We start from the raw sequence: 20922 nt of genomic DNA, 5'->3' as shown, positions 1-20922 counted from the left end.
ACTTATTCAAGATATAATTGATTTTATACCTTTAACTAATCTTTCTATCCCTAATTTTGCTGTTTCTTGTTGCAATGCACCATAAGCAACGCGTAAATAACAACTGTCTTTCATGCCAAATGTAGTACCGGGGATAACTGCTACTTGATGTTCTTGAATCAATCTTTTAACTAATTCAAAAGCATCTATTTGCGTATGCACTTTTAAGAAAAAGTAGAAAGCACCGTCTGCGGGGGTAATGGTACATAAACCTTGGAGTTGACTGAGTGTGTTTAGAACTAATTGCCGAACTTGTGCGATCGCTCTGATATGATCTCTTAAGTAGTCGTCTTTTGCCTGCAACGCCCCTACAGCAGCATATTGGGAAACCACAGGGGGACAAATCAAAATCGTATCTTGCACTTTTTTGACCGCATTTAGCAGGTGTTGAGGTATTACCATATAGCCAATACGCCAACTAGCAAAACCGTAAGCTTTGGAAAGACTATACAGCGAAATTGTATATTCACTGCTTCCCAAAAATGCACCAGGTGAAATGTGTTTTACTCCGTCATAGGTAAAATATTCATAAGCTTCATCACTAATATGATAAATACCTCGTTCCCGACAAATTTCATTAACTTGATATAATGCTGTTTCTGGATAAACTACCCCTGTGGGATTATTCGGAGAAATCGTCACAATAGCACGAGTTTTTAGCGTAATTGCTTGGGCTATTGCTTCAGGAACTAATTGATAATTTTCATCTGTTTCTACTAATACTGGATGACAACCTGCCATTTTAATCGCCATTTCATGATTGAAATAGTAGGGTGTATTTAATATAATTTCATCACCAGGAGAAGTAATTGCTAAAATGGCATTCATAAAACCCATATTGCTGCCTGCTGAGACAACAATACAATTTGCTCCATTAATATCAATGCCGTTAAAATTTGATAATTTTGCTGTTAATACTGTTAATAATTCGGGAATACCTACAACTGCTTTATAAAGATGATTTGTTGGTTCAGCGAGGAATTTTGCTAAGAGTTCTATTGCTTCCTGTGGTGGGCTATAGTGAACTACACCTTGACCGAGAGAAATTGTGCCAGGAGAGTTTTTGATGAGTTCCCCAACAACGGGAATAATTGGCGATTGGATCGCATTCATACGAGAAAATGGGGAATTCATAATTCTTAATTCGTAAATATTACAAGACTTGGATAAAATGGTATAAGGTAGGCAATGATCACTATATATAGTATATAGGAATTCTAAATCATAAAATCATATATAAAAAATTACAGGTATGTGTGGTATCTTCTTCAAGAAGATCGACATTTATCAATTAAAAGATTGAATATATCAGGTGCTTCATGCGTAGAGATTCCATTTTTTATAAATTATTCCAACAATATCCATCTGTGCTATTTCAGCTATTAGCACAACCACCAAAGAACGCAGATAATTATAGATTTGATTCTGTCGCAGTAAAAGAACCTAAATTTGAAATTAATGGTGTGTTCTTACCGCCGGAAAATGAAACTCCGGGAATAGTATATTTTTGTGAGGTACAATTTCAAAAGGATGAACAACTTTATGAAAGAGTATTTGCAGAATCTCATTTATATTTCTACCGTAACCGGACTAGATTTAATGGGGGCTTGTACCCTCTTTAATTACGAATTACGAATTACGAATTAGTAATTATTTGGTCATCTTTATCAAGTCAGGTCATAATAGAGATGATCACGACGATAATGATGTACAAATTTGAACAACTTACTTTAAGGGAGGTTGAAGTAATGCTGGGAATTTCACTTGAAAGAAGTCGCGCTTACAGAGAAATTAAACAAGAAGGGCGAGAAGAAGGACGGGAAGAAGCAACTTTAAATCTGGTTATTAGACAATTAACAAAACGATTTGGAGAATTACCAGAAGAAATGTGCGGTTCTATTTCTGTGTTAGCTTTACCTGTAATGGAAAATTTGAGTGAAGCATTATTAGATTTTAACAGTTTAAATGATTTACAGGCTTGGTTAGCAGCCGTTAAAAACTAAAGTCATGGTAGGGGTTTAGCATTGCTAAACTCTTACATTAGTTGATATTTAAAAATAAAGTATCTAATTATAGTAAATTCTAACTACTCAGTGGAGGAGGAAAACGAATATCGGCGTTAAATTGGGAAATATTTGCACTTTGATGAATTGGTAAAACATATTCTAAATTGTCATGGGGACGGGGAATAATGTGATGGGAAAGTATTTCACCCCCATTCACTTTTAAAACCGATTCCAACCCCTGATTTACTGCCATATTCACTTCGCCAATATCACCGCGAATTAAAATCGTAATTCTTCCTAAATCAGTGTTTTCATAACCCACAAAAGTGATACGGGCAGCTTTACACATTGCGTCTGCTGCTTCCACTGCTGCGGGAACTCCGTATACTTCTATCATGCCCAATGCTAATGTCAATTTCGTTTTACTCCAATTCAAATCTATTGATAATTTTCTGGAATACCTGCGGGGGATAAACCTGCGATCGCTCTCAAGTTTTGACAACGAATTAACTCGCTAAAGTCTAAACCAGAACGCCCTTCTATCTTGGCTACTGTCTCGATGGCGGTTAACAAATGCTGTGCGGCTTCTGTTTCTGAATAATTCCGTCTTTGGGCAATGCGAAGGGCTGTTATATCGGCGGTTATCTCTGACTCTTGTGATTGATTCATGCGCCATATCCGCACCCCAGCGAAAGCACTTAATCCCCCAGCGATAACCACACCAACCACATCAGATTGAGCCGCTTCCACCACTCCACCTAATAACCCCGCTAAAACCACACCTTGATAAATATCTGGTTTTATCCACCTCACCCCAGTCAACCAGCTAACCTGATGTAGGAGTAGCAAATCTCGTTGCGGCTTAGTTAAACGTCGCCACAAATCGAAATTAATATATATTGGGCGTTCTCGATTCCAGGGTAAGGGAAAAGCCGCATATATGACCTTTTTTTGCTCTGGTTTACTGACGATTTTGGTCATCATGCGTCCAGAAGCCGGCATCACATCTAATAAACGGCGAATTTCAATATTTGGCTCCATCGTGTCCATTATTAGGCATAATAATATATGTATATTAAATTACTACTAAGACTTCACTGCAAAGATTTTAATTATATGGATGCTTTTGCTCACACTCCACCAGAATGGACAGATCAGGCTATTCACGCTTATGAATTTTGCTGTCCCAAATGTCACTCCAGTAGTCGAGAAGCGGTAGAAGTTTGGCTAAATAGGCGATCGCCTGTCAGCACCGCAGATCATCGTCGCAAGTGGCAAGAATTCTACCATTGTCATTGTGGCCATGTTTGGTGGGCTTGGAGTAATGACAGGCCACCGACAGATTTAAAATAGTTTGTAATTGAAATTCGCGCCAGCGAGTTTGGACTGGGAGGCTCAGAATTGAACAATTTAAAGCCTCAAATATGCCTTACGCTAGATACATCAAATCATCAAATCAAAGAGAGGAAAAACGAACAGCATTTTTGATAACTTGGCTGAATATAGGCAGCGTCTTGGTTTACCTCCTGCTGGTAGTGAGACAGATAAATCAACAATTGCTAAACTAGAAATAGATGGTCAAAGTTTTTTTGGCATCAATTCTGGGAGTAATCCTTATCCTCGGCAAATCACTTTTAAAGTTAACCCTATAACTAGAACTCATGCAGAAGCTGATGCTTTTCAGCAAGTAAAAGATGCAGGTCTTACAGGTAAAAAAGCTCGTTTAGTTGTAGATAGAGACCTTTGTGATGCTTGCGGTTTAAGAGGGGGTGTAAACTCTATGGCTTATCAATTAGGTATAGAAGAATTAGAAATTATTACTCCCAGTGGTAGTAAAACAATCCAAGTTACACCCCCAAAAACAAGGAGGAAATAATGTTTGTCACCAAATTATATACAGACAACTGGACAAGAAATAGAAATGAAGAAAACTGCATTGAAAATCCCAGTTGGCAACAAATTAAAACAGCTATTTGTGAATTAGATGGTATCACTAAAACCTTAGTTAGTTTAGAGGCTGATGATGAAAGCTATATGATGGTTGGTGGAGGTAATGCAGGTAAATATGTTGTTACAACTACTTTAGATAACGAGATTTTTTATTCTCTCTTACATCCGGTTGACGATGAAATAGCTACATCACATAGTTCTGTTCAAAAAACTAATTTATCTATTTTTTATCAAGCATTAATAAATGCAAATAACGGTATTCAAAAATTAACTGTGGGTGGACAAACAGGAAATTATCCTGCGAAAATTTGTGTTAATTTACCCCAATGCTTAATAGCTGCAATCACTTTTTATGAATCAGGTGAACTTGAACCTTTGTTTACCTGGGAAGAAGATGAATCTTTAGTGACTGCATAAATCGCCTGTCAGCACAGCAGATCATCGTCGTAAGTGGCAAGAATTCTACCATTGTCATTGTGGCCATGTTTGGTGGGCTTGGAGTAATGACAGTCCACCGACAGATTTAAAATAGGTTTTACACTTCAAAGCCTTTCTCCTACAAAGAGAGAGGTCAGATATTGAATTACATTGAGTAACTTATAGAATAATACAGTTGAGTTACTCCCTTTCCACCAAAAAAATACCGATTAAATGAACCGCGAAGACGCAAAGGACGCGAAGAAAGAAGGAAGTAAGAAGATAAGTACTCTTACACTGAAAAAGGAGTAGTAAAAAATTACAGATATTATTTACTGTTATGGGGTTTTATTTCTGCAATTGGTAATAGTATTGATGCCGAATGAAGTCCCTTTATCACTCAATCTTTATCAAAGTTGAAAAATCTGCTCAACAGTTAAATTCAGTTCTGGAAATGTTGGCAATTTTAACGTTTCATCTACCCGGAATTGAGTAACTTGATATTCTCCTTCTACTAATTCATAAATAGAAATAGTCGGTTGTTTAGGATTCCCAATGAAATTTCTTCCACCCAAGGCTAAATAATCAAAAATCCAATATTCGGAAATACCTAACTCTTCATATTCACCCAGTTTCTTGAAAGAATCATCACGCCAGTTTGTGCTGACAACTTCAATGATTAATTTGACTGAATTTCCTTGTGTGATGATTGATTCTGCTTCCCATCTTGGTTCGTTGACAAGGGCTGCTTCATCTAAAACTATCACATCTGGCTCATATCCAGATTTCCCGGCTCTAGATTTGATGATACATTCTCTAGGTATAAAGAAGGGTAATTGCGATCGCTGAATTTCAACAAATAGCTTACCAGAGATAAAGCCTGCGAGTTTAGAATGCTTACCTTGTGGTTTTGGCATTTCCACAATTACTCCATCATGCAACTCATAACGGTGATCCGTGTTTTCTGGATACCAGGAAATAAATTCGTCTAATGTGACTTCTTTCTGTAGAGTCTGAGTCATTGTTGCTGTTTCTCCCCAGATTGACAATGTTTGCACTGATGCTTGGTGACAGACCTTACTTACTCAGAATAATAACATTTTCACGCCATTACTCAAAAATTGTAGGGTGGGTTAGCGCAGCGTATACTCAAAACGGTTAGGAATTGTACTTTTCCTTGACAAAAAAACTCAGTTTTAAGCCTCTCCTCGTTTACGGGGAGAGGTTTGGAGAGGGGTTCCATTTTTAGTTAACCTATGAGTCGTTTGTAGCGTAACCCACCATTGTCCCTTAATTTTAAGGTGGGTTACGAACTACCGTTCTAACCCACCCTACAATTTTTCTTGATTGATTTCTCTTCCAATCATCAAATAGAGAAAAAATAAGTCAATATATTGTAAATTTTTGTAAAATTGATGTCTTTAAGACTAGAAACCTGCTCTTTGAATCGCTAAACTAACAAAGAAGTGCATCTGTACTGTTAATTATTAAAATTTTAGATATGTCGATATAGCCTGAATGATCCCTGTACAACTTATCCTCAAAAATTTTCTTAGTTACCGTGATGCAACTTTAGATTTTGGCGGTTTGCATACGGCTTGTATTTGTGGTTCTAATGGTGCGGGTAAATCTTCTTTACTTGAAGCAATTACTTGGGCAATTTGGGGTGAAAGCCGCGCCACTGTTGAAGATGATGTGATTTATTCTGGTGCAAAAGAAGTCAGAGTTGATTTTATTTTTCACAATAACCAACAAACATATCGAGTAATTCGTACCCGCGTTAGGGGTGCAACTAGTATACTCGAATTTCAAATTGAAACTCCTGCTGGTTTTCGTCCTCTTACTGGTAAAGGGGTACGAGCAACCCAAGATGTGATTTTACAACATATCAAGCTCGATTACGATACTTTTATTAATTCGGCTTACTTACGTCAAGGACGAGCAGATGAATTCATGCTTAAGCGTCCCACAGAACGCAAGGAAATTTTAGCGGAGTTATTAAAACTCAATCAATATGATCAATTAGAAGAACGAGCTAAGGATTATTCTAAACAGTATAAAGGCAGACTGGAAGAGTTAGAGCGTTCTTTGGAACAAATTAAAACTCAACTCCAACAACGGGAGACGACACAAGCGCAAAGAGTAGAGTTGGAAGTTCAACTGGATAAACTGCAACAGCAGCAAGCTTTTGATAATATTCAATTACAAAGTTTGCAAGTTGTTCAACACCAACGTCAAAGCTGGGAACAGCAATTGAGTTTTGTAAGGCAACAATACCAAAATCTGAGCCAAGATTGCGATCGCTTGCACAAAGAACAATTAACGGTACAATCTCAGTTAGCAGATTTAGAAACTACTCTCAATCAGGAATCAGAAATTACAACAGGATACGCTGAATATCAAAGTCTGCAATCTCAAGAAGAAGCTTTTGCTACTAAATTTGCTCAACATACCCAAGCGACTGGCTTACGACAACAACAGCAACAACAACTGAATAAACAAATTCAAACCCTTGAGCGTCAACTACAACAATCTCAAGCTCAATTAGAAGCTCTAGAGCAACAAGAGCGAGAAATTCAACAAACTCTCACTAAATCCCCAGAAGTAGAGACAGCTTTAGCTCAATTAGCTACCGCACGCAATCATTTATCTCATTTAGATCAATTGCAAATGCAAGTGAATCCTTTGTTACAACAAAGAGCCACTTTACAAACTCAATTAGATCGCACCCATGCTGGATTAGTAGCACGACTAGAACAACTGCAAAATACAGAAAACCAACTCCAAAACCAAAATCGTCGTCAACCCCAACTACAGCAAGCTGTGATGGATGTAGGTGTGCAAATTGAAGAACTGGAGAAGAAGCGGGTTTATTTGCAACGGGTACAGGAAAAAGGACAGGAACGCCGGCACTTTATCGAACGGTTACGAACTACACAGAAAGACTACGAAAAATTACTGGGGGAACTAGAGCAGAAATTGCAAATGCTCCAAAATCCAGATGCGTTATGTCCTTTGTGCGAACGTCCTTTAGATGAACATCATTGGAGTCGAGTTATCCAAAAAACTCAACTTGAATATGAAGATACCCAAGGGCAATTTTGGGTAGTGCGGGAACAAATGGCGGTTTCAGATAAAGAAATTCAGATATTGAGACAGGAATATCGGGAAATATCGCAACAATTAGCGGTTTATGATACTTTGCGGGAAAAAAGGGGACAATTAGCCGCACAATTGCAAGCGACTACGGATATTCAAGAACAGTTAAGACAACTTGGTTTAGAACGAGAACATTTAGAGCGTTCTTTACAAGGTAATTATGCTCCTGATAAGCAAGCTGAACTTCAGCAGTTAGATGAATATCTGCAACAACTTAACTATAGTGAACAAGACCACGCCTTAGCAAGAAATGAAGTAGAGCGTTGTCGATGGGCAGAAATTAAACAAGGGCAAATTAGAGAAGCAATTAAGCGTCAAACCCAATTAGCAGCCAGAAAGCCAGAATTGCAAGCTAATATTGAGCAGTTGAAGGAGAGAATTCAGTCTGAACAAACAGATTCTGATATTGCTAAACAAATAGAAGCTTTAACTGTGCAACTTGCCGAACTTAATTATAGTTCTGAACAGCACAATCATCTCCGTCAAGCTGTGCGTGAGTCTCAATCTTGGCAGTTGCGTTATCAACAATTTTTGTCTGCACAGCAACAGTATCCTCAATTACAAACCAGATTGCAAGATTTGGCAAGTTCTCAAAATACTAGATTAGCAGATCAGCAAAATCTAGCTAGTCAAATTGATAGTATTGTTGAGCAGTTAAAATTAACAGCTAATCCTGTTGATCAAATTAATGCTTTAGAACAGCAAATAGCAATTCGTAGACGAGAACTTGATGAAAAAATCGCTAATTTAGGGCGTTTGGAACAGTTAATACATCAATTGGAAACGCTGCAAATTCAGTATGAGCAAGAACAGGAACAATTGCAATCTTGCAAGCAGCAGCAGCGGGTTTATCAGGAATTAGCGCAAGCTTTTGGTAAAAATGGTATCCAAGCTTTGATGATTGAAAATGTGTTACCGCAATTGGAAGCTGAGACAAATCAACTACTTTCGCGGTTGAGTGCAAATCAATTACACGTGCAGTTTGTTACACAGAAGGCTGGAAGGAGTGGGAAGTCAAGTAAGAAAAATGCTAAGTTGATAGACACTTTAGATATTTTAATTGCTGATGCCAGGGGGACGCGAGCTTATGAAACTTATTCTGGGGGAGAAGCGTTTAGAATTAATTTTGCAATTCGCTTGGCTTTAGCGAAGTTATTAGCGCAGCGTGCTGGTGCAGCGTTGCAATTACTGATTATAGATGAAGGGTTTGGTACTCAGGATACGGAAGGGTGCGATCGCTTGATAGCTTCCATTAATGCGATCGCTACAGATTTCGCCTGTATCCTCACTGTAACACATATGCCCCACCTCAAAGAAGCCTTTCAAGCCCGGATCGAAGTTAATAAAACACAGCAAGGATCACAGATATCTTTGTTAATTTAATACTTTAATCTTTTCCCTAAAATTAAGCGTAGCGTGGCGTAAGCCATATTCTGCTGTATGTAGCGTCCATAGATATCGCTTATTTATGGTATAAAAAATGAGTATTTTCTGCCAATTATCTTGACATTTTCGTTATCTACTAGTGATAATACGTGTGCTAGTGCAAAGAGGCAGGAGGCAAGAAAGCAAGATTGATCAGCTTTTTAAACTTTTTTCACTGGATATTTATTTTTACCAGGCGATACTAGGGTATAAATAAAAGAGATTAATTATGCAACATCAAAAATACAAAAATCATAAAATCAGAAGCACTCTACTAGAGCAAAGGCTAATATAATGACTTTGATGGTTGGGGTAATCACCTGTATAGGAATTCAACTTGTTGCTTTAATTATTTTAAATCTTCTAGTTTCAAAATTTATTAATCAACAAGAAAAAAAATATCGAACTCACAATATATATATAACGGAATCCTCTTTGGCAGAAAAATTACAAAGAGAAATTTCCGAACGCCAAAATATACAAATTGAATTAGAAAAATCACTAGCTTTACAAAAAGCAGCTTTAGAATCTACTACAGACAGTATTTTAATTTTGGATAATCTAAATAAAATTGTTAGCTTTAATCAAAATTTTCTGCGGATGTGGAACATTCCTGAGTTATTACTTAAATCAGGTAATTATAGACAGATATTGAGATTTGCGCTCAAACAGGTAGAAAATCCTAGATATTATCTAAAAATATTAAGAGAATTAAATAATCACCCAGATAAACAAATTCATGATACCCTTTTTTTTAAGGATGGAAGAGTATTTAATCCTCATTTTCAACTACAACATATTGGTGAAAAAAATATTGGGAGAGTTTGGAGTTTTCGTGATATCACTGCTGAAAAATTAGCATCAGCAACAATTAACTATCAAGCTTTGCATGACATTTTGACTAATTTACCAAACAGAGTATTATTTAATGATTTACTCATTACAGCTTTGGAAAAAGTTCATCAAAATCATCACTTAGCAGTGTGTTTTTTGGATTTAGATCGCTTCAAAAAAGTTAATGATAGTCTAGGTCATGGGATTGGGGATAAATTATTACAACTGGTTGCTCAACGCTTAAAACAATGTCTGCGTGTCGGTGATATAATCGGTCGTTGGGGTGGTGATGAGTTCATTATTTTGTTACAAAAAATAAGCGACATCAACGATATTGATGTCATCCAAAAGCGGATATTTGCAGCTTTTAAACAAGGATTTGAGATAGAAAGTTACCATTTAAATATTAGTCCTAGTATTGGAATTGCGCTCTATCCCCAACATGGAGAAGATGCCGATACCCTAATTAAAAATGCTGATGCAGCTTTATCTCGTGTGAAATTGCAGGGACGTAATCACTACAAGTTATATCACCCAGCTATCAATTCCCAAGCCCCAGAATTATTCATTTTAGAAAATAGCTTGCACTATGCCTTAGAGCGAGAAGAATTTAAACTGTTCTACCAACCACAGGTAAATAGCTCTACTGGTGAAATCACTAAAATGGAAGCTCTCTTACGTTGGCAACATCCAGAATTAGGTTTGATTCCTCCCGCCACTTTTATTCCTATTGCTGAAGAAACTGGATTGATTTTACCAATTTCTGAATGGGTGTTAAAAACTGCTTGTTTACAAAACAAAGCTTGGCAAGAGAATCTTAAATTACCATATCTATCAGTAGCTGTCAATCTTTCAGCTAGACAATTTCAGCAACCAAACTTAGTTAGCATGATTGAACAGGTACTATCAGAAACCAAATTAGAACCTAAGTATTTGGAATTAGAGATTACTGAAACTGTGGCTATGCAAGATGTAAAATTGACTCAAAAAATTTTAAGAGGATTAGATAATATAGGAGTATTTATATCTATAGATGATTTTGGTACGGGATATTGTTCTCTCAGTTATCTAAAAGACTTTCCTATCCATTCTTTAAAAATTGATCAGTCCTTTGTGCGTGATTTGGCTAATGGTGATAATCAGACAGCTATTACAACAGCCATAATTGCCTTAGCACATGGACTAAATTTAGCAGTAGTTGCCGAAGGAGTAGAAACAGAAGAACAATTGAATGTATTGCGAATTCTGGAATGTGAAGTTATGCAAGGGTATCTTTTTAGTCATCCTTTATCAGCTGATGACGCGACAATCATGCTGACAAAATATCAACAACAACGGGTGAGTAACTCTTATGTAGTTGCATCTAATTATGTCAATTAATTAACCCTTGCATGGTGAGTATACTGCCCTTCTTACTATTCTACTTTTTTAGTGTTACCTGCTTTTACCCAACCTTCTTGATCACTACCTTCAACACGAATTTTTTGCCAGTTTTTATCCTGGCTTTCTTCTAAAATGATCACTTTTTGATTAGCAGAAACTCCACCCACACTCTTTGCATCCATAGTGGGTTGATCTCGCATACTCAAGCCTTGAGGCCAAGTTACTAAACCTTGGTAAGCCCCTGGTGGTAATGACTTGGGTGATTCTGTGGGAGTAGGTGTAGGAGTAGCGGTGGAAGTAGGAGTAGCAGTAGGGGTTGCTTTTACCGGGGTTGCTTTTGCTTGCGCTGGTTTCGGCTTGGGATTATCATTAGCAAATGTGGGTCTTGTTGGGGGTATGGCGGTACGATTGACAAAATAGAGAGCTATTGTCAGTCCACTACCTAATAAGACAGCGATCGCTAATAAAAAACCAAGTATATATTTAAATACACCAACAATCATAGTGAGAACCTCAAAACCACTAAATCAATAGTCCATATTAATTCATGATTAAGGATGAACTATTGATTAAGTATTATTGACTAAATTATTATCTGGTTAGCGCTGTTTACCAAAGGTATCACTCAATGGATTCTGCTTGGAAGCTAGACGCGCTCTCCCCGCAGCAGCCCATTCTTGCAATTTTTGAATCTGCTCTACCGCAGTTCGCGCCAAAGGTATGATTTGACTGGCTGATTCTAAAACATCATCGGTGGTAAAGTCACGATTTTGACTAAATCCGATGTGCATTGCTTCAATTAAGGTTTGCTCAATCTCTGCACCGGAAAAATCAGGAGTTTCATAAGCTAACCTATCAATGTCATAGGCTTTCAAGTTATGGGGACGCAATCGGGATAAATGGACGTTAAAAATTGCTTTTCTCTCTTCTTGGCTGGGTAAACCGACAAAGAAAATTTCATCAAATCTCCCTTTCCGTAACATTTCTGGGGGTAAGGCTTGGATATCGTTAGCGGTACAGACGACAAACACGGGGGATGTTTTTTCTGCTAACCAGGTGATAAATGTTCCAAATACGCGGCTAGTTGTTCCTGCGTCACCTTTACTACCCAAACCGGAAAAGGCTTTGTCAATTTCATCAATCCATAAAATACAAGGTGCGAGGGCTTCTGCTACTTGAATCATTTGGCGAGTGCGGGATTCTGATTCGCCGACTAAACCGCCAAATAAACGCCCTACATCTAAGCGTAACAGAGGTAAATGCCAATTATGTGCGATCGCTTTGGCTGTTAATGATTTACCTGTTCCTTGAATTCCCACTAACATTAACCCACGGGGGTGCGGTAATCCGTACTGTCGCGCTTTTTCTGTAAATGAACCACCCCGACGAATTAACCAGTCTTTAAGGTTATCAAGTCCTCCTATATCAGATATCTGCTCAGTGGCGGGGTAAAAGTCCAGGATTTGGGTTTGGCGGATAGTTTGGCGTTTTTCCTCCAAAACTAAATCAACGTCTTCTGGTTGTAATTCTCCGTGGGATGCGATCGCTCTTGCTAAAACTCGGCGTATCCGTTCCATAGATAAACCTTGACAAGAACGCACCAAATCATCGAGAAATTTACCAGATGGAGAGTTACCAGTAGCTTGTAATAACCGTTCTACCTCGGCTTTAATTTCCGGTGCTGCGGGTAAGGGAAACTCAACCACCGTCAACACTTCCATTAAATCGTCAGGAATAGCAATACGTGGCGATAATAAAACAATATTTTTCGGTTGGGATTTGAGGAGTCGGGCTAAGTTGCGGAGTTTGCGAGAAATAGCGACATCATCTAAAAAACGGTGATAATCCCGGAGAATCAAGACTGCTGGGGCGGAAGCTGGTAATTTTTCGATAAATTCTAAAGCTTGTAACGGGTTGCGTTTTCCAAAGCCGACATCATTGAGGTTTCCTTGATAACCATCGACAAAATCCCATGTATAAACGGGGCGATTTCCTTGGTTTGTGGCTTCTTCGCGGATAGCAGCTTCTACTCGTTCTTCTTCGTAGGTGGGGATATAAATCAGCGGGTAGCGGGCGCGGAGGAGGAGTTTAAATTCGTCACGGAAGTTCATAAGGTAGCTATAAGTAGTTAGTTTCTATTGAATGCTGTTACATAACTATTCTTCAATTAACCAACCGCGCTGTATTCCATATTCAATTCCTCCAGTCCAGTCCATTGTTAAATGCTTCCGTACTTTATGGAATAAATGTTGAACTACAGTTGGATTAATTGGATTTTTAATATATTTTTCTTCATACCTAAATTCTCGGTCAGTGTTTTTCTGCTGACGTAGTACATAAATCTGATCAACCTTGTACTTCCGAAGATTGACATCACTTGTCAACTTTATCCACTCCATTAGTACAATATACAAACTATTGGGATTTCTTGCTTTTAAGTCCTCTGCGGCTCGTGATGAACCTTCCAGCATAGTTTTATCAAGATAAGTTTTACATTCAATGACAATAACTGGAATATCAAAAATATGAGTTTCTGTGTTACCTGTAACTGTAACTTCTGAGTAGTTTTCAGGTTCTTCTTTAACAATTGTCAGCATTTCACCAGGATTTTCTTCTTCCTCTGGTGGTGTAACTGCTTCAAATGATGCTTCAATAGTTGCACCAATCACAAAATCATGGTCTTTTTTTTCAATACGTGCATAGGGACGTTTCAACATCTCAGCATATTTTGGAGGAACAAAGAAAATATCTTTGAAAGTATGAGATTTTCCAATGAGAGCATTTTCTCCAAAATCTTTTGCTAAATCTCGAAATAAATAATAAAGAAATTCTTCCAACACACTAGAGTGAAGATTTGAGCGCGAATCAAACTTCTCAGCATAATGTTGTTGATCTAAAAAATCCTTATATGTTGATAAAAGTTCTAACCTTTTAGAAATAATTGCATCATCATTATCAGATGGTGTTGATGTCGGACCCACTAATTTAACATTAGCTAAGTGCCATTTATCATACTCAATTCTAATCTCTCGGAGATATTTTTTACTATCAGCATCTCTGTATTTTGTGCGGTGTTTCTCCTTTTGTTCCAGATTTGAACCATGAACTAAAGGGTTTCTATCAGTTGTGGGCATAGTTTTAATGTTTCTTGAAGATGAAGTGCAATTGCTTTAGCAAGAAGAGGTGGTACAGCATTACCTACTTGATTGTACTGACAAAGAAACTTTTCATTAAATCTATTTTCCCGTTGTAATAACTTATGAGATACAACAGTTTTCTTTCCTAAAAAACGATAAGTGTCAGGGAAAGATTGAATACGCGCACCTTCACGGGCTGTTAAATTACGATGCTGGAAAGGATGGATAAAATTTGCATAAAAGGAAGCAGCTATGGTATGTGCTGGTTTAGAGGGATTTAAACGTCGGTTATTTTGATCATAAGTTTTATTAGATAATTCACCATTTCCACTACGGCGTTTAGCACCATATTCTTTTGGGACATCTGAACTACATTCACCCCATTTGATTTGTTTAAAACGTTCTACTAACCTCTGAGAATGTTCCATAGCTACATGATTATAGAGTATTTTGCCCCCATTTCTGATCCAGTTCTGATAGTGATTTTGAGATTCTAATATATAAGATTGTTCTTCTTTACCTTCACGCGCCTTAAGTGGTGGTAAATCTGATATTGCATCCCATAAGTTAATAGCAGGGATTAAATTTATTTCCTCAAACGATAATTGATAACTATTAATATTTAATAAATCAAGGGAATGTGTTTTTTTCGGTATACCTAATTTCTGACCTAGTTTGTTTCCGACAATAAAAACACGCTCTCTAATTTGTGGTACACCATATTCAGCAGAATTGAGTAACCATACTTCTACAAAATATCCGAGTTCTTCAAAAGTTTTCTTAATGATATCTATTACCTTGACACCTTCAGCATTTTTGCGTGATAGTAAACCTTTCACATTCTCCATAACAAATGCTTTAGGTTCCAGAAAACTTATCCACTTAGCAAAGTTAATGAATAAAGTATTTCTAGGATCATGCGGGTCTTTTTCGGCTGGACCAGCAATACTAAAACCTTGACATGGAGGACCACCAATGATAATGTCTGGCTTGTAGAGACAGATATCTTTAACACTATTTAGGGTGTTAAAATTACGAATATCATTTTGAATAACTGTCATTTCAGGCTGGTTATAACGCAGTGTATCACAAGCCCAAGCATCAATTTCAACAGATATAGGAATAGAAAAACCTGCCATCTTAAAACCTAAACCAAAGCCTCCCGCACCCGCGAATAAATCAATAGCAACAGGTTGGTTTGTTATCATAAACAATTACTGTAGTTGTTCATTGTATTTAACTTCTGAATAATTGATATATAATATATGTGGGAAGATCCGATTATACAAGAAATTTATCAAATTAGAGAAGCCCATTCTAGTCGATTTAACAATGACTTACAGGCGATTTATCAAGATTTAAAAGAACAAGAAAAAAAGAGCAATAGAAAATTTTTTTCCTTTGCTCCAAAGTTGTTAAAGAATGTTTATTAGTTGGATCAAGTTTAGTGTGATTAAATTGATAAGGTTTTCCACGTAAAACCCAAACTAATTCGCAGAAAAATATATGGTTTCACTGCACATAACTCAAGTAGGGAATTTGAGTTAATTTTACTATTCTGGAAGTTGCTTTTTCAAGCTTTGCAAAGAAGCCCAACGGCTATCAACAATCTCCTCAGAACTAGCAACAGTATCTAAAATACCAGGACAATTGCGATCGCACAACTGACGCTGCGGAATAGCTAAACACATCTGCTCATACAACCATTCACTAGGATAAAAATAACCAGTAGGTGATACCGTTTCTACTAAATCTTCTACAGCCACTTCCATTTCTAAAGGTAAGTGTTCCGCTTGATTAGCATTTTCCTCTAACCAAATAATTTCTTTAGTATTAACAGCCAACCGTTGATTATATTGCTGCAAGCAGCGATTACAGGTACAAGTGATAATTGTTTCTGCCTTACTGGATACCTCTAAATAAGTACCCTGATGCTGAACTTGGATAGTTCCACGCACAGGGGTTAAAGTTTCCAGACCAGGCAGAGACTCATTAACTTGAATTTCCTCTGTTCGCTCCGGGGCTTTAGTTAGCTGCGGAATAAAAATAGCGTCCATAGGATTTGTGAGAAATCCTCACGAAAAATTACAGTTGATCATCAGCAAAATTGCTGACACTACATCTCTTATTTTAGCTCTCATAACCAGGATCTGTTGGTGGTTCAGTCGCAGGACGAACCACCAAATGGCGATGAGGTTCCTTGCCACGGCTGAAGGTTTCTAAATCAGGAAAATCCTTCAAAAAGCTGTGAATTTGTCGCCGTTCAGCCGAACTGAGAGATTTTATTTCCACCTCTCGACCAGAAAAGCGCACTTCTTGAGCCGCAATTTCAGCTAAATTGCTAATTTCCGCTTGTCGTCTGATGCGGTAGCCATTTAATTCAATGGTATAAGATGCTTGCTCATCCTCTGGTTCGTTCAGATTCAGCACCGAATTTGCTAAATACTGCATCGCATCTAACACAGAACCACCAGCACCTATTAACATCCTGATTTGTTCCGGCATCAAATTGGTTTGCTCAATTGTCAACCAGTGGCTATCCGGTTCAGGAGAATCTGCTCCGATAGCTGGAGCAGACCCTAAATTACCTTTAACATTAGTAGAAACACCAATGAGTTGCAGCAGTTGCTTTAACCATTCTTCACCACGCTGCATGGAAATATCACTCATAATCAGCCTGTAGCCTTTTTCTTAGAACTTTTTGGCTCAAAGGGCAACGTCTTTTGGTCTGCGCTTGCAGCTTCTTTTTCTTTTTCCTTCTCCTGCACTTCTACCATCTTTTGCAATTCCTCAGATAGAGGTTCACGGGAAAGAATGTAGGTTTGCAGAGTTTGGAAAACGTTACCAATTACCATGTACATCAGTACACCAGCTGGTAGCGGGAAGAACAGAAACATTCCCGAAAAGATGACTGGGGTAATCTTATTAACTGTATCCTGCTGGGGATTTCCACCGCTGGAATTTTGCCCTGAAAGCAATTGGCTGACGTAAAGACTGATACCAAAGAAGACAATCATCGCTACAATATCCCAGTGGATTGTGCCATCTGGATCTTGTGCGCCTACCCTACCTAGAGCATCAATGAAGAGAAATCCTTTATCTGCCGCCAGTCCAGGAATTGAGCCTTGAATTGTCACTTCTCCTGGCTGTAAGGCTTCTATATTGCCGTCAGCATCAATTTTGACCCTTTCTTCCCCTTTCATGATTTTCCATTCAGGGGTTAATTTAGTTTCTGGATGTTCTGCTAAGAGCAAATCAAAGGGTTTACCTTCAATTGTCTGATATTGAATCTTAGTTTTTTCTCCCACAGCCAATTTGTTACCACTGGGAAGAATAGCAGTAATTTTTGTGTGATCTCCATCAGCAATATAAATGTTTTGCGGGGGAGTGGCAAAGGCTTGGGGTTGAATTTGTTCGATTTGTTCGGCAGGGAAGACTTGCAAGTTAACGGAGTAATTAACTCCCGCAAATGGTGAACCCCGCAAAGTGGCAAACAGTGCTAGTAATACTGGCATCTGTAACAGCAGCGGCAAGCATCCGGCTAATGGGTTGCCAAATTCTTTTTGAACATTGACCATTTCCTCTTGCTGCTTTTGAGCATCATCTTTATAACGCTCTTTGACTTCTGCCATCCGCTTTTGCATCAAGGGTTGCACAATCCGCATTCGTCGCATACTCCGAATGGAGCCAGCACTCAGGGGATAGAGCGCAAAGCGGATTATCAATGTCAAGGCAACTATAGCCAATCCATAGCTAGGCACAATACCATAGAAAAAATCTATGATTGGCAGCATCACGTTGTTCGAGAGGAACCCGATACCAAAATCCATTATTCTGAATCCAACCTGAGGTACTGTTAACTGAACTTAATCTAATTTATCTAAATCGTGATTTGTTAGCGACTACCCTTAGCTACGGATAGCCGCACATGATATGAAAAGAGAATGCTAAATTGGGTGGCTGAGTTAATAAATCATCAAGTAAGAATGAGAAAGTATTTAACTCGGCACTGTAACTACTTAGAACTGCTATATTCTGGGTTTTTAGCAGCAATTCTTTCATTAATGTAGTCATAAACTTCTAGGAAGTTGGGAACAGCCCGCATTTCTAAACGAGTACCGTTTTTGAGAGTTAGTACCATATCTCCCCAGATGCCAATGCCACGAGGGACTTTGACGATTTTGACTATTTCTGAGTAAATTACGTCTGTGCGATCGCGTCCCAGCCAACCACCCGTTACACCAACTCTTCGATCAGTAATGCGGAAACGTAGCCATAACGCTCTCACAATTGCCCCAACAGTTAGTGGTAGACCAATCACGGTTAGACCAATCAGCAGATTGAGAATTAAATCCCCAATATGGGGACCACCCTCATAATAAATTTCTTCACGAATGCCCATTTATTACCTCAGCTTTTGCCAACAACTGCTCTAATTCTTGCAGAAATTGTTGGCTTACGCACTCAGATTCTGCTGACTTTGGCTTCACAATCAATACTAGCCGCCATCCTGGGGATAATTTAGGCAATAATTGATACAAAGCACCTGTAATTTGGCGTTTAATTCGGTTGCGAACTACTGCCCTTTTACTGACTTTGGTACTAATGGAAATGCCAATTTGCGTACTGGCTAAATTTTTATTGCCATTTACTTGTGTAGTTGCAGGGGCAGTATCCAAAGAAGGTTCTTTTGAACGCGACGGCTTTAAAGCTCTCAAAGTGAAATGAGAGCTATGACACCGAATTCCTTCCCGGAAAACTGCCTGAAAATCCCTGCGGGATTTTAGTCTATATGCTTTGGGCAAAGCCACAGTTGCTCTATTGACTGAATGTACCCTAAACGCTCAGACGATGACGACCTTTTCTTCTTCTGGCGCTAATTACGTTTCTGCCATCTGGTGTCCGCATTCTAGCGCGAAAACCAGAGGTTCTTTTTCTCTTACGGCAAGTACCGCCCAACGTTCTTTGCATACCGTTCTCCTCTTAGACGATTTTTATAAAAAGTCACAATCTGCTATCGTACCACTTTACAGGCAATCTCAACATATTTCTGGATAGAGTCGCAGGGGAATGGATTGAGTATTTATCTTTCTCCTGCCTGTTCAGAGTTAAGAGTTCCCTGGTTAGGAAATACTAATAATCCAAGAGCCAAGATAACGTAGTAGTGGCACATCTCCAGGGGAGAGAACCTGACAGTTAAAATAGTAAATCCCTCCAAAGGTTGGATTCTGCACGTTATTTAAAACTAACTCAACGTTACTACCAGCTGGTACTGGTTCTTCAGGAAATATCTCCAGCACCCGCCCTTCTTTGTCCCATTTCACTTCAGACAGGGGAAGGCTTTTTCCTTTGACTATGACTTCAACTTTTTTGGTGTCAAAGCTGCCTTTGTAATATTTGGGGTAAGTAATGGCAAATTGAGCTACTGCCAACTTCATTTTTTCGGCAGGAAGTCTGAGTATGTATCTATCCCAGGCATTAGTTTGACCGCCAAAATCTAACCGGAAGGGCAACTGATTTTCTCTTTTGACACCGCTAAATAGCGTTAAACCAGGTAGGCTCTGCGCCCAAGTCATAGCCGGAAGACTTGTCAATAAACAGCCAGTTACAGCCAAGGCAGAAAGTACACGTCGCATAGTTATGCTTCCTCTAGGAAATGGTAAATTATGATCTTAAGTAACAGAGAGTTAGTATTCTTAACTAAACTTTACTACTGTATTCATCAGAATAGACGATATATAAAAGCCAAAGTGCCTTTTTTTCGTAAAAGATTCATCCTACCTATGTACGTAGTTCCTGTTTTATAAAAAAACTCAGTGAAGACATTCCATTATTCATTCGGAGCGAATTCTCTGTGTACCTCTGCACTTACCTTTGCGTATAAACTTCTATCCTCAATTCGCCAGCATTTTACGCGAACAGGACTCACGCACTGAAACGGAAAACTGTCATTCTGAGCGCAGCGAAGAATCTCTCCATAAGTTGAAATGCCTATTCTACCGTTCTCAACTTGGCTGAGTGCGTAAGTCCTAGCAAAGTTGTACTTAAGTTCAAACTCTCCAGAAGTTAGCCATACTAACTAAAATTCAGGATATTCTATTTTGAAAAGCTGTGTATTTTACTGAGCAAACTCCAGTATTCATTTACACTACAACACTAATTGTTAGTTTTTGTGGACTTTGTAAAGTTTTCAACAACAGCAATGAAAGTTTAAATAATTAAGAATTAATTGGAAAAATATCAATCTGACGAAATTTGATGAATACTTCAAGATGCCAACCAAAAAGACTCCACATTATCAATCCCGAAAATAATCTGAAGACATAGATATAACATCAGAAAATCACCATAAGATGTGCAATAAGTAAATTAGTTTGTGTGCAAATATCTGGAATTGTGACTTATGTAAGCGGCAGAGTGAAGCTTTGCTTGGAGAAAAGAAGAGTGGGAAAGACAAAGTTCAAGGTGAAATCTACTAGAAAAACTGAGGGCTGAGATTAATCACCTATGCTCTATAAGTGCGGTGAATCCTTCATCAACAGAGAAATTCCATAGTTAGTAGATATTTAGGT

General features: G+C 38.3%; 20 protein-coding genes and 1 pseudogene. 6 read left to right on the top strand and 15 right to left on the bottom strand.

The window, feature by feature from the left end:
* Window positions 1-6: 6 nt before the first annotated feature.
* Window positions 7-1173, bottom strand: a complete 1167-nt coding sequence (locus tag ACSQ6I_RS10170) for a pyridoxal phosphate-dependent aminotransferase (protein WP_438890219.1) — start codon at window positions 1171-1173, stop codon at window positions 7-9.
* A 185-nt stretch (window positions 1174-1358) separates the two neighbouring features.
* Between ACSQ6I_RS10170 and ACSQ6I_RS10165 the strand changes: the two are divergent.
* Window positions 1359-2042 (top strand): annotated as a pseudogene (locus ACSQ6I_RS10165) (DUF2887 domain-containing protein).
* A 79-nt stretch (window positions 2043-2121) separates the two neighbouring features.
* Here the strand turns inward: ACSQ6I_RS10165 and ACSQ6I_RS10160 are convergent.
* Both ACSQ6I_RS10160 and ACSQ6I_RS10155 read right to left on the bottom strand, forming a co-directional pair.
* Entirely contained in the window at window positions 2122-2460 is a 339-nt protein-coding gene (locus ACSQ6I_RS10160) for a carbon dioxide-concentrating mechanism protein CcmK (protein ID WP_438890218.1), read from the bottom strand.
* A 23-nt stretch (window positions 2461-2483) separates the two neighbouring features.
* Entirely contained in the window at window positions 2484-3086 is a 603-nt protein-coding gene (locus ACSQ6I_RS10155; RefSeq protein ID WP_438890217.1) for a DUF3318 domain-containing protein, read from the bottom strand.
* Window positions 3087-3161: 75 nt separating this feature from the next.
* On the opposite strand from ACSQ6I_RS10155, the gene ACSQ6I_RS10150 reads away from it, so the two are divergent.
* From ACSQ6I_RS10150 to ACSQ6I_RS10140, 3 genes are all read left to right on the top strand, one after another.
* Entirely contained in the window at window positions 3162-3398 is a 237-nt protein-coding gene (locus ACSQ6I_RS10150; protein ID WP_438890300.1) for a hypothetical protein, read from the top strand.
* 139 nt (window positions 3399-3537) lie between these two features.
* The gene (locus ACSQ6I_RS10145) at window positions 3538-3921 is read left to right on the top strand and encodes a deaminase (RefSeq protein ID WP_438890216.1); all 384 of its coding nucleotides are present in this window, start codon (window positions 3538-3540) and stop codon (window positions 3919-3921) included.
* Complete coding sequence (locus tag ACSQ6I_RS10140) at window positions 3921-4412, top strand: hypothetical protein (RefSeq protein WP_438890215.1); 492 nt, start codon at window positions 3921-3923, stop codon at window positions 4410-4412. Before ACSQ6I_RS10145 ends, ACSQ6I_RS10140 begins: the two co-directional genes overlap by 1 nt.
* A gap of 410 nt (window positions 4413-4822) precedes the next feature.
* On the opposite strand, the gene ACSQ6I_RS10135 is transcribed toward ACSQ6I_RS10140, so the two are convergent.
* Window positions 4823-5434: a Uma2 family endonuclease gene (locus ACSQ6I_RS10135; RefSeq protein WP_438890214.1), complete on the bottom strand. Its 612-nt coding sequence runs from the start codon at window positions 5432-5434 to the stop codon at window positions 4823-4825.
* A gap of 496 nt (window positions 5435-5930) precedes the next feature.
* Between ACSQ6I_RS10135 and sbcC the strand changes: the two genes are divergently transcribed.
* Together sbcC and ACSQ6I_RS10125 are read left to right on the top strand one after the other, a co-directional pair.
* On the top strand, window positions 5931-8954 hold the full coding sequence (sbcC, locus tag ACSQ6I_RS10130; RefSeq protein ID WP_438890213.1) for an exonuclease subunit SbcC: 3024 nt from the start codon (window positions 5931-5933) through the stop codon (window positions 8952-8954).
* 336 nt (window positions 8955-9290) lie between these two features.
* Window positions 9291-11210 carry a putative bifunctional diguanylate cyclase/phosphodiesterase gene (locus tag ACSQ6I_RS10125; protein ID WP_438890212.1) on the top strand — a complete coding sequence of 640 codons (1920 nt, stop codon included), beginning with the start codon at window positions 9291-9293 and terminating at the stop codon, window positions 11208-11210.
* A gap of 35 nt (window positions 11211-11245) precedes the next feature.
* Here ACSQ6I_RS10125 and ACSQ6I_RS10120 read toward each other — a convergent pair whose 3' ends face one another.
* From ACSQ6I_RS10120 to ACSQ6I_RS10070, 11 genes are all read right to left on the bottom strand, one after another.
* Window positions 11246-11716, bottom strand: coding sequence for an SH3 domain-containing protein (locus ACSQ6I_RS10120; RefSeq protein WP_438890211.1), 471 nt, complete (start codon window positions 11714-11716; stop codon window positions 11246-11248).
* A 96-nt stretch (window positions 11717-11812) separates the two neighbouring features.
* Window positions 11813-13324: an AAA family ATPase gene (locus ACSQ6I_RS10115; protein WP_438890210.1), complete on the bottom strand. Its 1512-nt coding sequence runs from the start codon at window positions 13322-13324 to the stop codon at window positions 11813-11815.
* A gap of 45 nt (window positions 13325-13369) precedes the next feature.
* Complete coding sequence (locus ACSQ6I_RS10110; protein WP_438890209.1) at window positions 13370-14347, bottom strand: Bpu10I family restriction endonuclease; 978 nt, start codon at window positions 14345-14347, stop codon at window positions 13370-13372.
* The gene (locus ACSQ6I_RS10105) at window positions 14320-15558 is read right to left on the bottom strand and encodes a DNA cytosine methyltransferase (protein ID WP_438890208.1); all 1239 of its coding nucleotides are present in this window, start codon (window positions 15556-15558) and stop codon (window positions 14320-14322) included. Before ACSQ6I_RS10105 ends, ACSQ6I_RS10110 begins: the two co-directional genes overlap by 28 nt.
* Window positions 15559-15903: 345 nt before the next feature.
* Entirely contained in the window at window positions 15904-16407 is a 504-nt protein-coding gene (locus tag ACSQ6I_RS10100) for a YceD family protein (RefSeq protein WP_438890207.1), read from the bottom strand.
* A gap of 73 nt (window positions 16408-16480) precedes the next feature.
* Window positions 16481-17020, bottom strand: a complete 540-nt coding sequence (locus tag ACSQ6I_RS10095; RefSeq protein ID WP_438890206.1) for a protein jag — start codon at window positions 17018-17020, stop codon at window positions 16481-16483.
* 2 nt (window positions 17021-17022) lie between these two features.
* Entirely contained in the window at window positions 17023-18180 is a 1158-nt protein-coding gene (yidC, locus tag ACSQ6I_RS10090; RefSeq protein ID WP_438890205.1) for a membrane protein insertase YidC, read from the bottom strand.
* Between the two features lie 185 nt (window positions 18181-18365).
* Window positions 18366-18752 (bottom strand): PH domain-containing protein, encoded by a 387-nt coding sequence (locus ACSQ6I_RS10085; protein ID WP_438890204.1) that lies wholly within the window; start codon window positions 18750-18752, stop codon window positions 18366-18368.
* On the bottom strand, window positions 18739-19161 hold the full coding sequence (rnpA, locus tag ACSQ6I_RS10080) for a ribonuclease P protein component (protein ID WP_438890203.1): 423 nt from the start codon (window positions 19159-19161) through the stop codon (window positions 18739-18741). The genes ACSQ6I_RS10085 and rnpA overlap by 14 nt, the downstream gene beginning before the upstream one ends.
* Window positions 19162-19186: 25 nt before the next feature.
* Window positions 19187-19321, bottom strand: coding sequence for a 50S ribosomal protein L34 (gene rpmH, locus ACSQ6I_RS10075; RefSeq protein ID WP_015209090.1), 135 nt, complete (start codon window positions 19319-19321; stop codon window positions 19187-19189).
* Window positions 19322-19473: 152 nt separating this feature from the next.
* Window positions 19474-19986 (bottom strand): DUF2808 domain-containing protein, encoded by a 513-nt coding sequence (locus ACSQ6I_RS10070; protein WP_438890202.1) that lies wholly within the window; start codon window positions 19984-19986, stop codon window positions 19474-19476.
* Window positions 19987-20922: the final 936 nt, after the last annotated feature.

This window comes from Anabaena sp. WFMT, assembly GCF_051781005.1.
Taxonomy (GTDB): domain Bacteria; phylum Cyanobacteriota; class Cyanobacteriia; order Cyanobacteriales; family Nostocaceae; genus Anabaena.
This window is presented reverse-complemented; position numbering and strand designations above follow the sequence as displayed.

Coding starts and splice junctions, on each gene's coding strand:
- yidC (WP_438890205.1), bottom strand. CDS start 18,180: ATGGATTTTGGTATCGGGTTCCTCTCGAACAACGTGATGCTGCCAATC.
- ACSQ6I_RS10150 (WP_438890300.1), top strand. CDS start 3,162: ATGGATGCTTTTGCTCACACTCCACCAGAATGGACAGATCAGGCTATT.
- sbcC (WP_438890213.1), top strand. CDS start 5,931: ATGATCCCTGTACAACTTATCCTCAAAAATTTTCTTAGTTACCGTGAT.
- ACSQ6I_RS10135 (WP_438890214.1), bottom strand. CDS start 5,434: ATGACTCAGACTCTACAGAAAGAAGTCACATTAGACGAATTTATTTCC.
- ACSQ6I_RS10125 (WP_438890212.1), top strand. CDS start 9,291: ATGACTTTGATGGTTGGGGTAATCACCTGTATAGGAATTCAACTTGTT.
- ACSQ6I_RS10155 (WP_438890217.1), bottom strand. CDS start 3,086: ATGGAGCCAAATATTGAAATTCGCCGTTTATTAGATGTGATGCCGGCT.
- ACSQ6I_RS10115 (WP_438890210.1), bottom strand. CDS start 13,324: ATGAACTTCCGTGACGAATTTAAACTCCTCCTCCGCGCCCGCTACCCG.
- ACSQ6I_RS10100 (WP_438890207.1), bottom strand. CDS start 16,407: ATGGACGCTATTTTTATTCCGCAGCTAACTAAAGCCCCGGAGCGAACA.
- rpmH (WP_015209090.1), bottom strand. CDS start 19,321: ATGCAAAGAACGTTGGGCGGTACTTGCCGTAAGAGAAAAAGAACCTCT.
- ACSQ6I_RS10120 (WP_438890211.1), bottom strand. CDS start 11,716: ATGATTGTTGGTGTATTTAAATATATACTTGGTTTTTTATTAGCGATC.
- ACSQ6I_RS10110 (WP_438890209.1), bottom strand. CDS start 14,347: ATGCCCACAACTGATAGAAACCCTTTAGTTCATGGTTCAAATCTGGAA.
- ACSQ6I_RS10085 (WP_438890204.1), bottom strand. CDS start 18,752: ATGGGCATTCGTGAAGAAATTTATTATGAGGGTGGTCCCCATATTGGG.
- ACSQ6I_RS10095 (WP_438890206.1), bottom strand. CDS start 17,020: ATGAGTGATATTTCCATGCAGCGTGGTGAAGAATGGTTAAAGCAACTG.
- ACSQ6I_RS10105 (WP_438890208.1), bottom strand. CDS start 15,558: ATGATAACAAACCAACCTGTTGCTATTGATTTATTCGCGGGTGCGGGA.
- ACSQ6I_RS10070 (WP_438890202.1), bottom strand. CDS start 19,986: ATGCGACGTGTACTTTCTGCCTTGGCTGTAACTGGCTGTTTATTGACA.
- ACSQ6I_RS10170 (WP_438890219.1), bottom strand. CDS start 1,173: ATGAATTCCCCATTTTCTCGTATGAATGCGATCCAATCGCCAATTATT.
- ACSQ6I_RS10140 (WP_438890215.1), top strand. CDS start 3,921: ATGTTTGTCACCAAATTATATACAGACAACTGGACAAGAAATAGAAAT.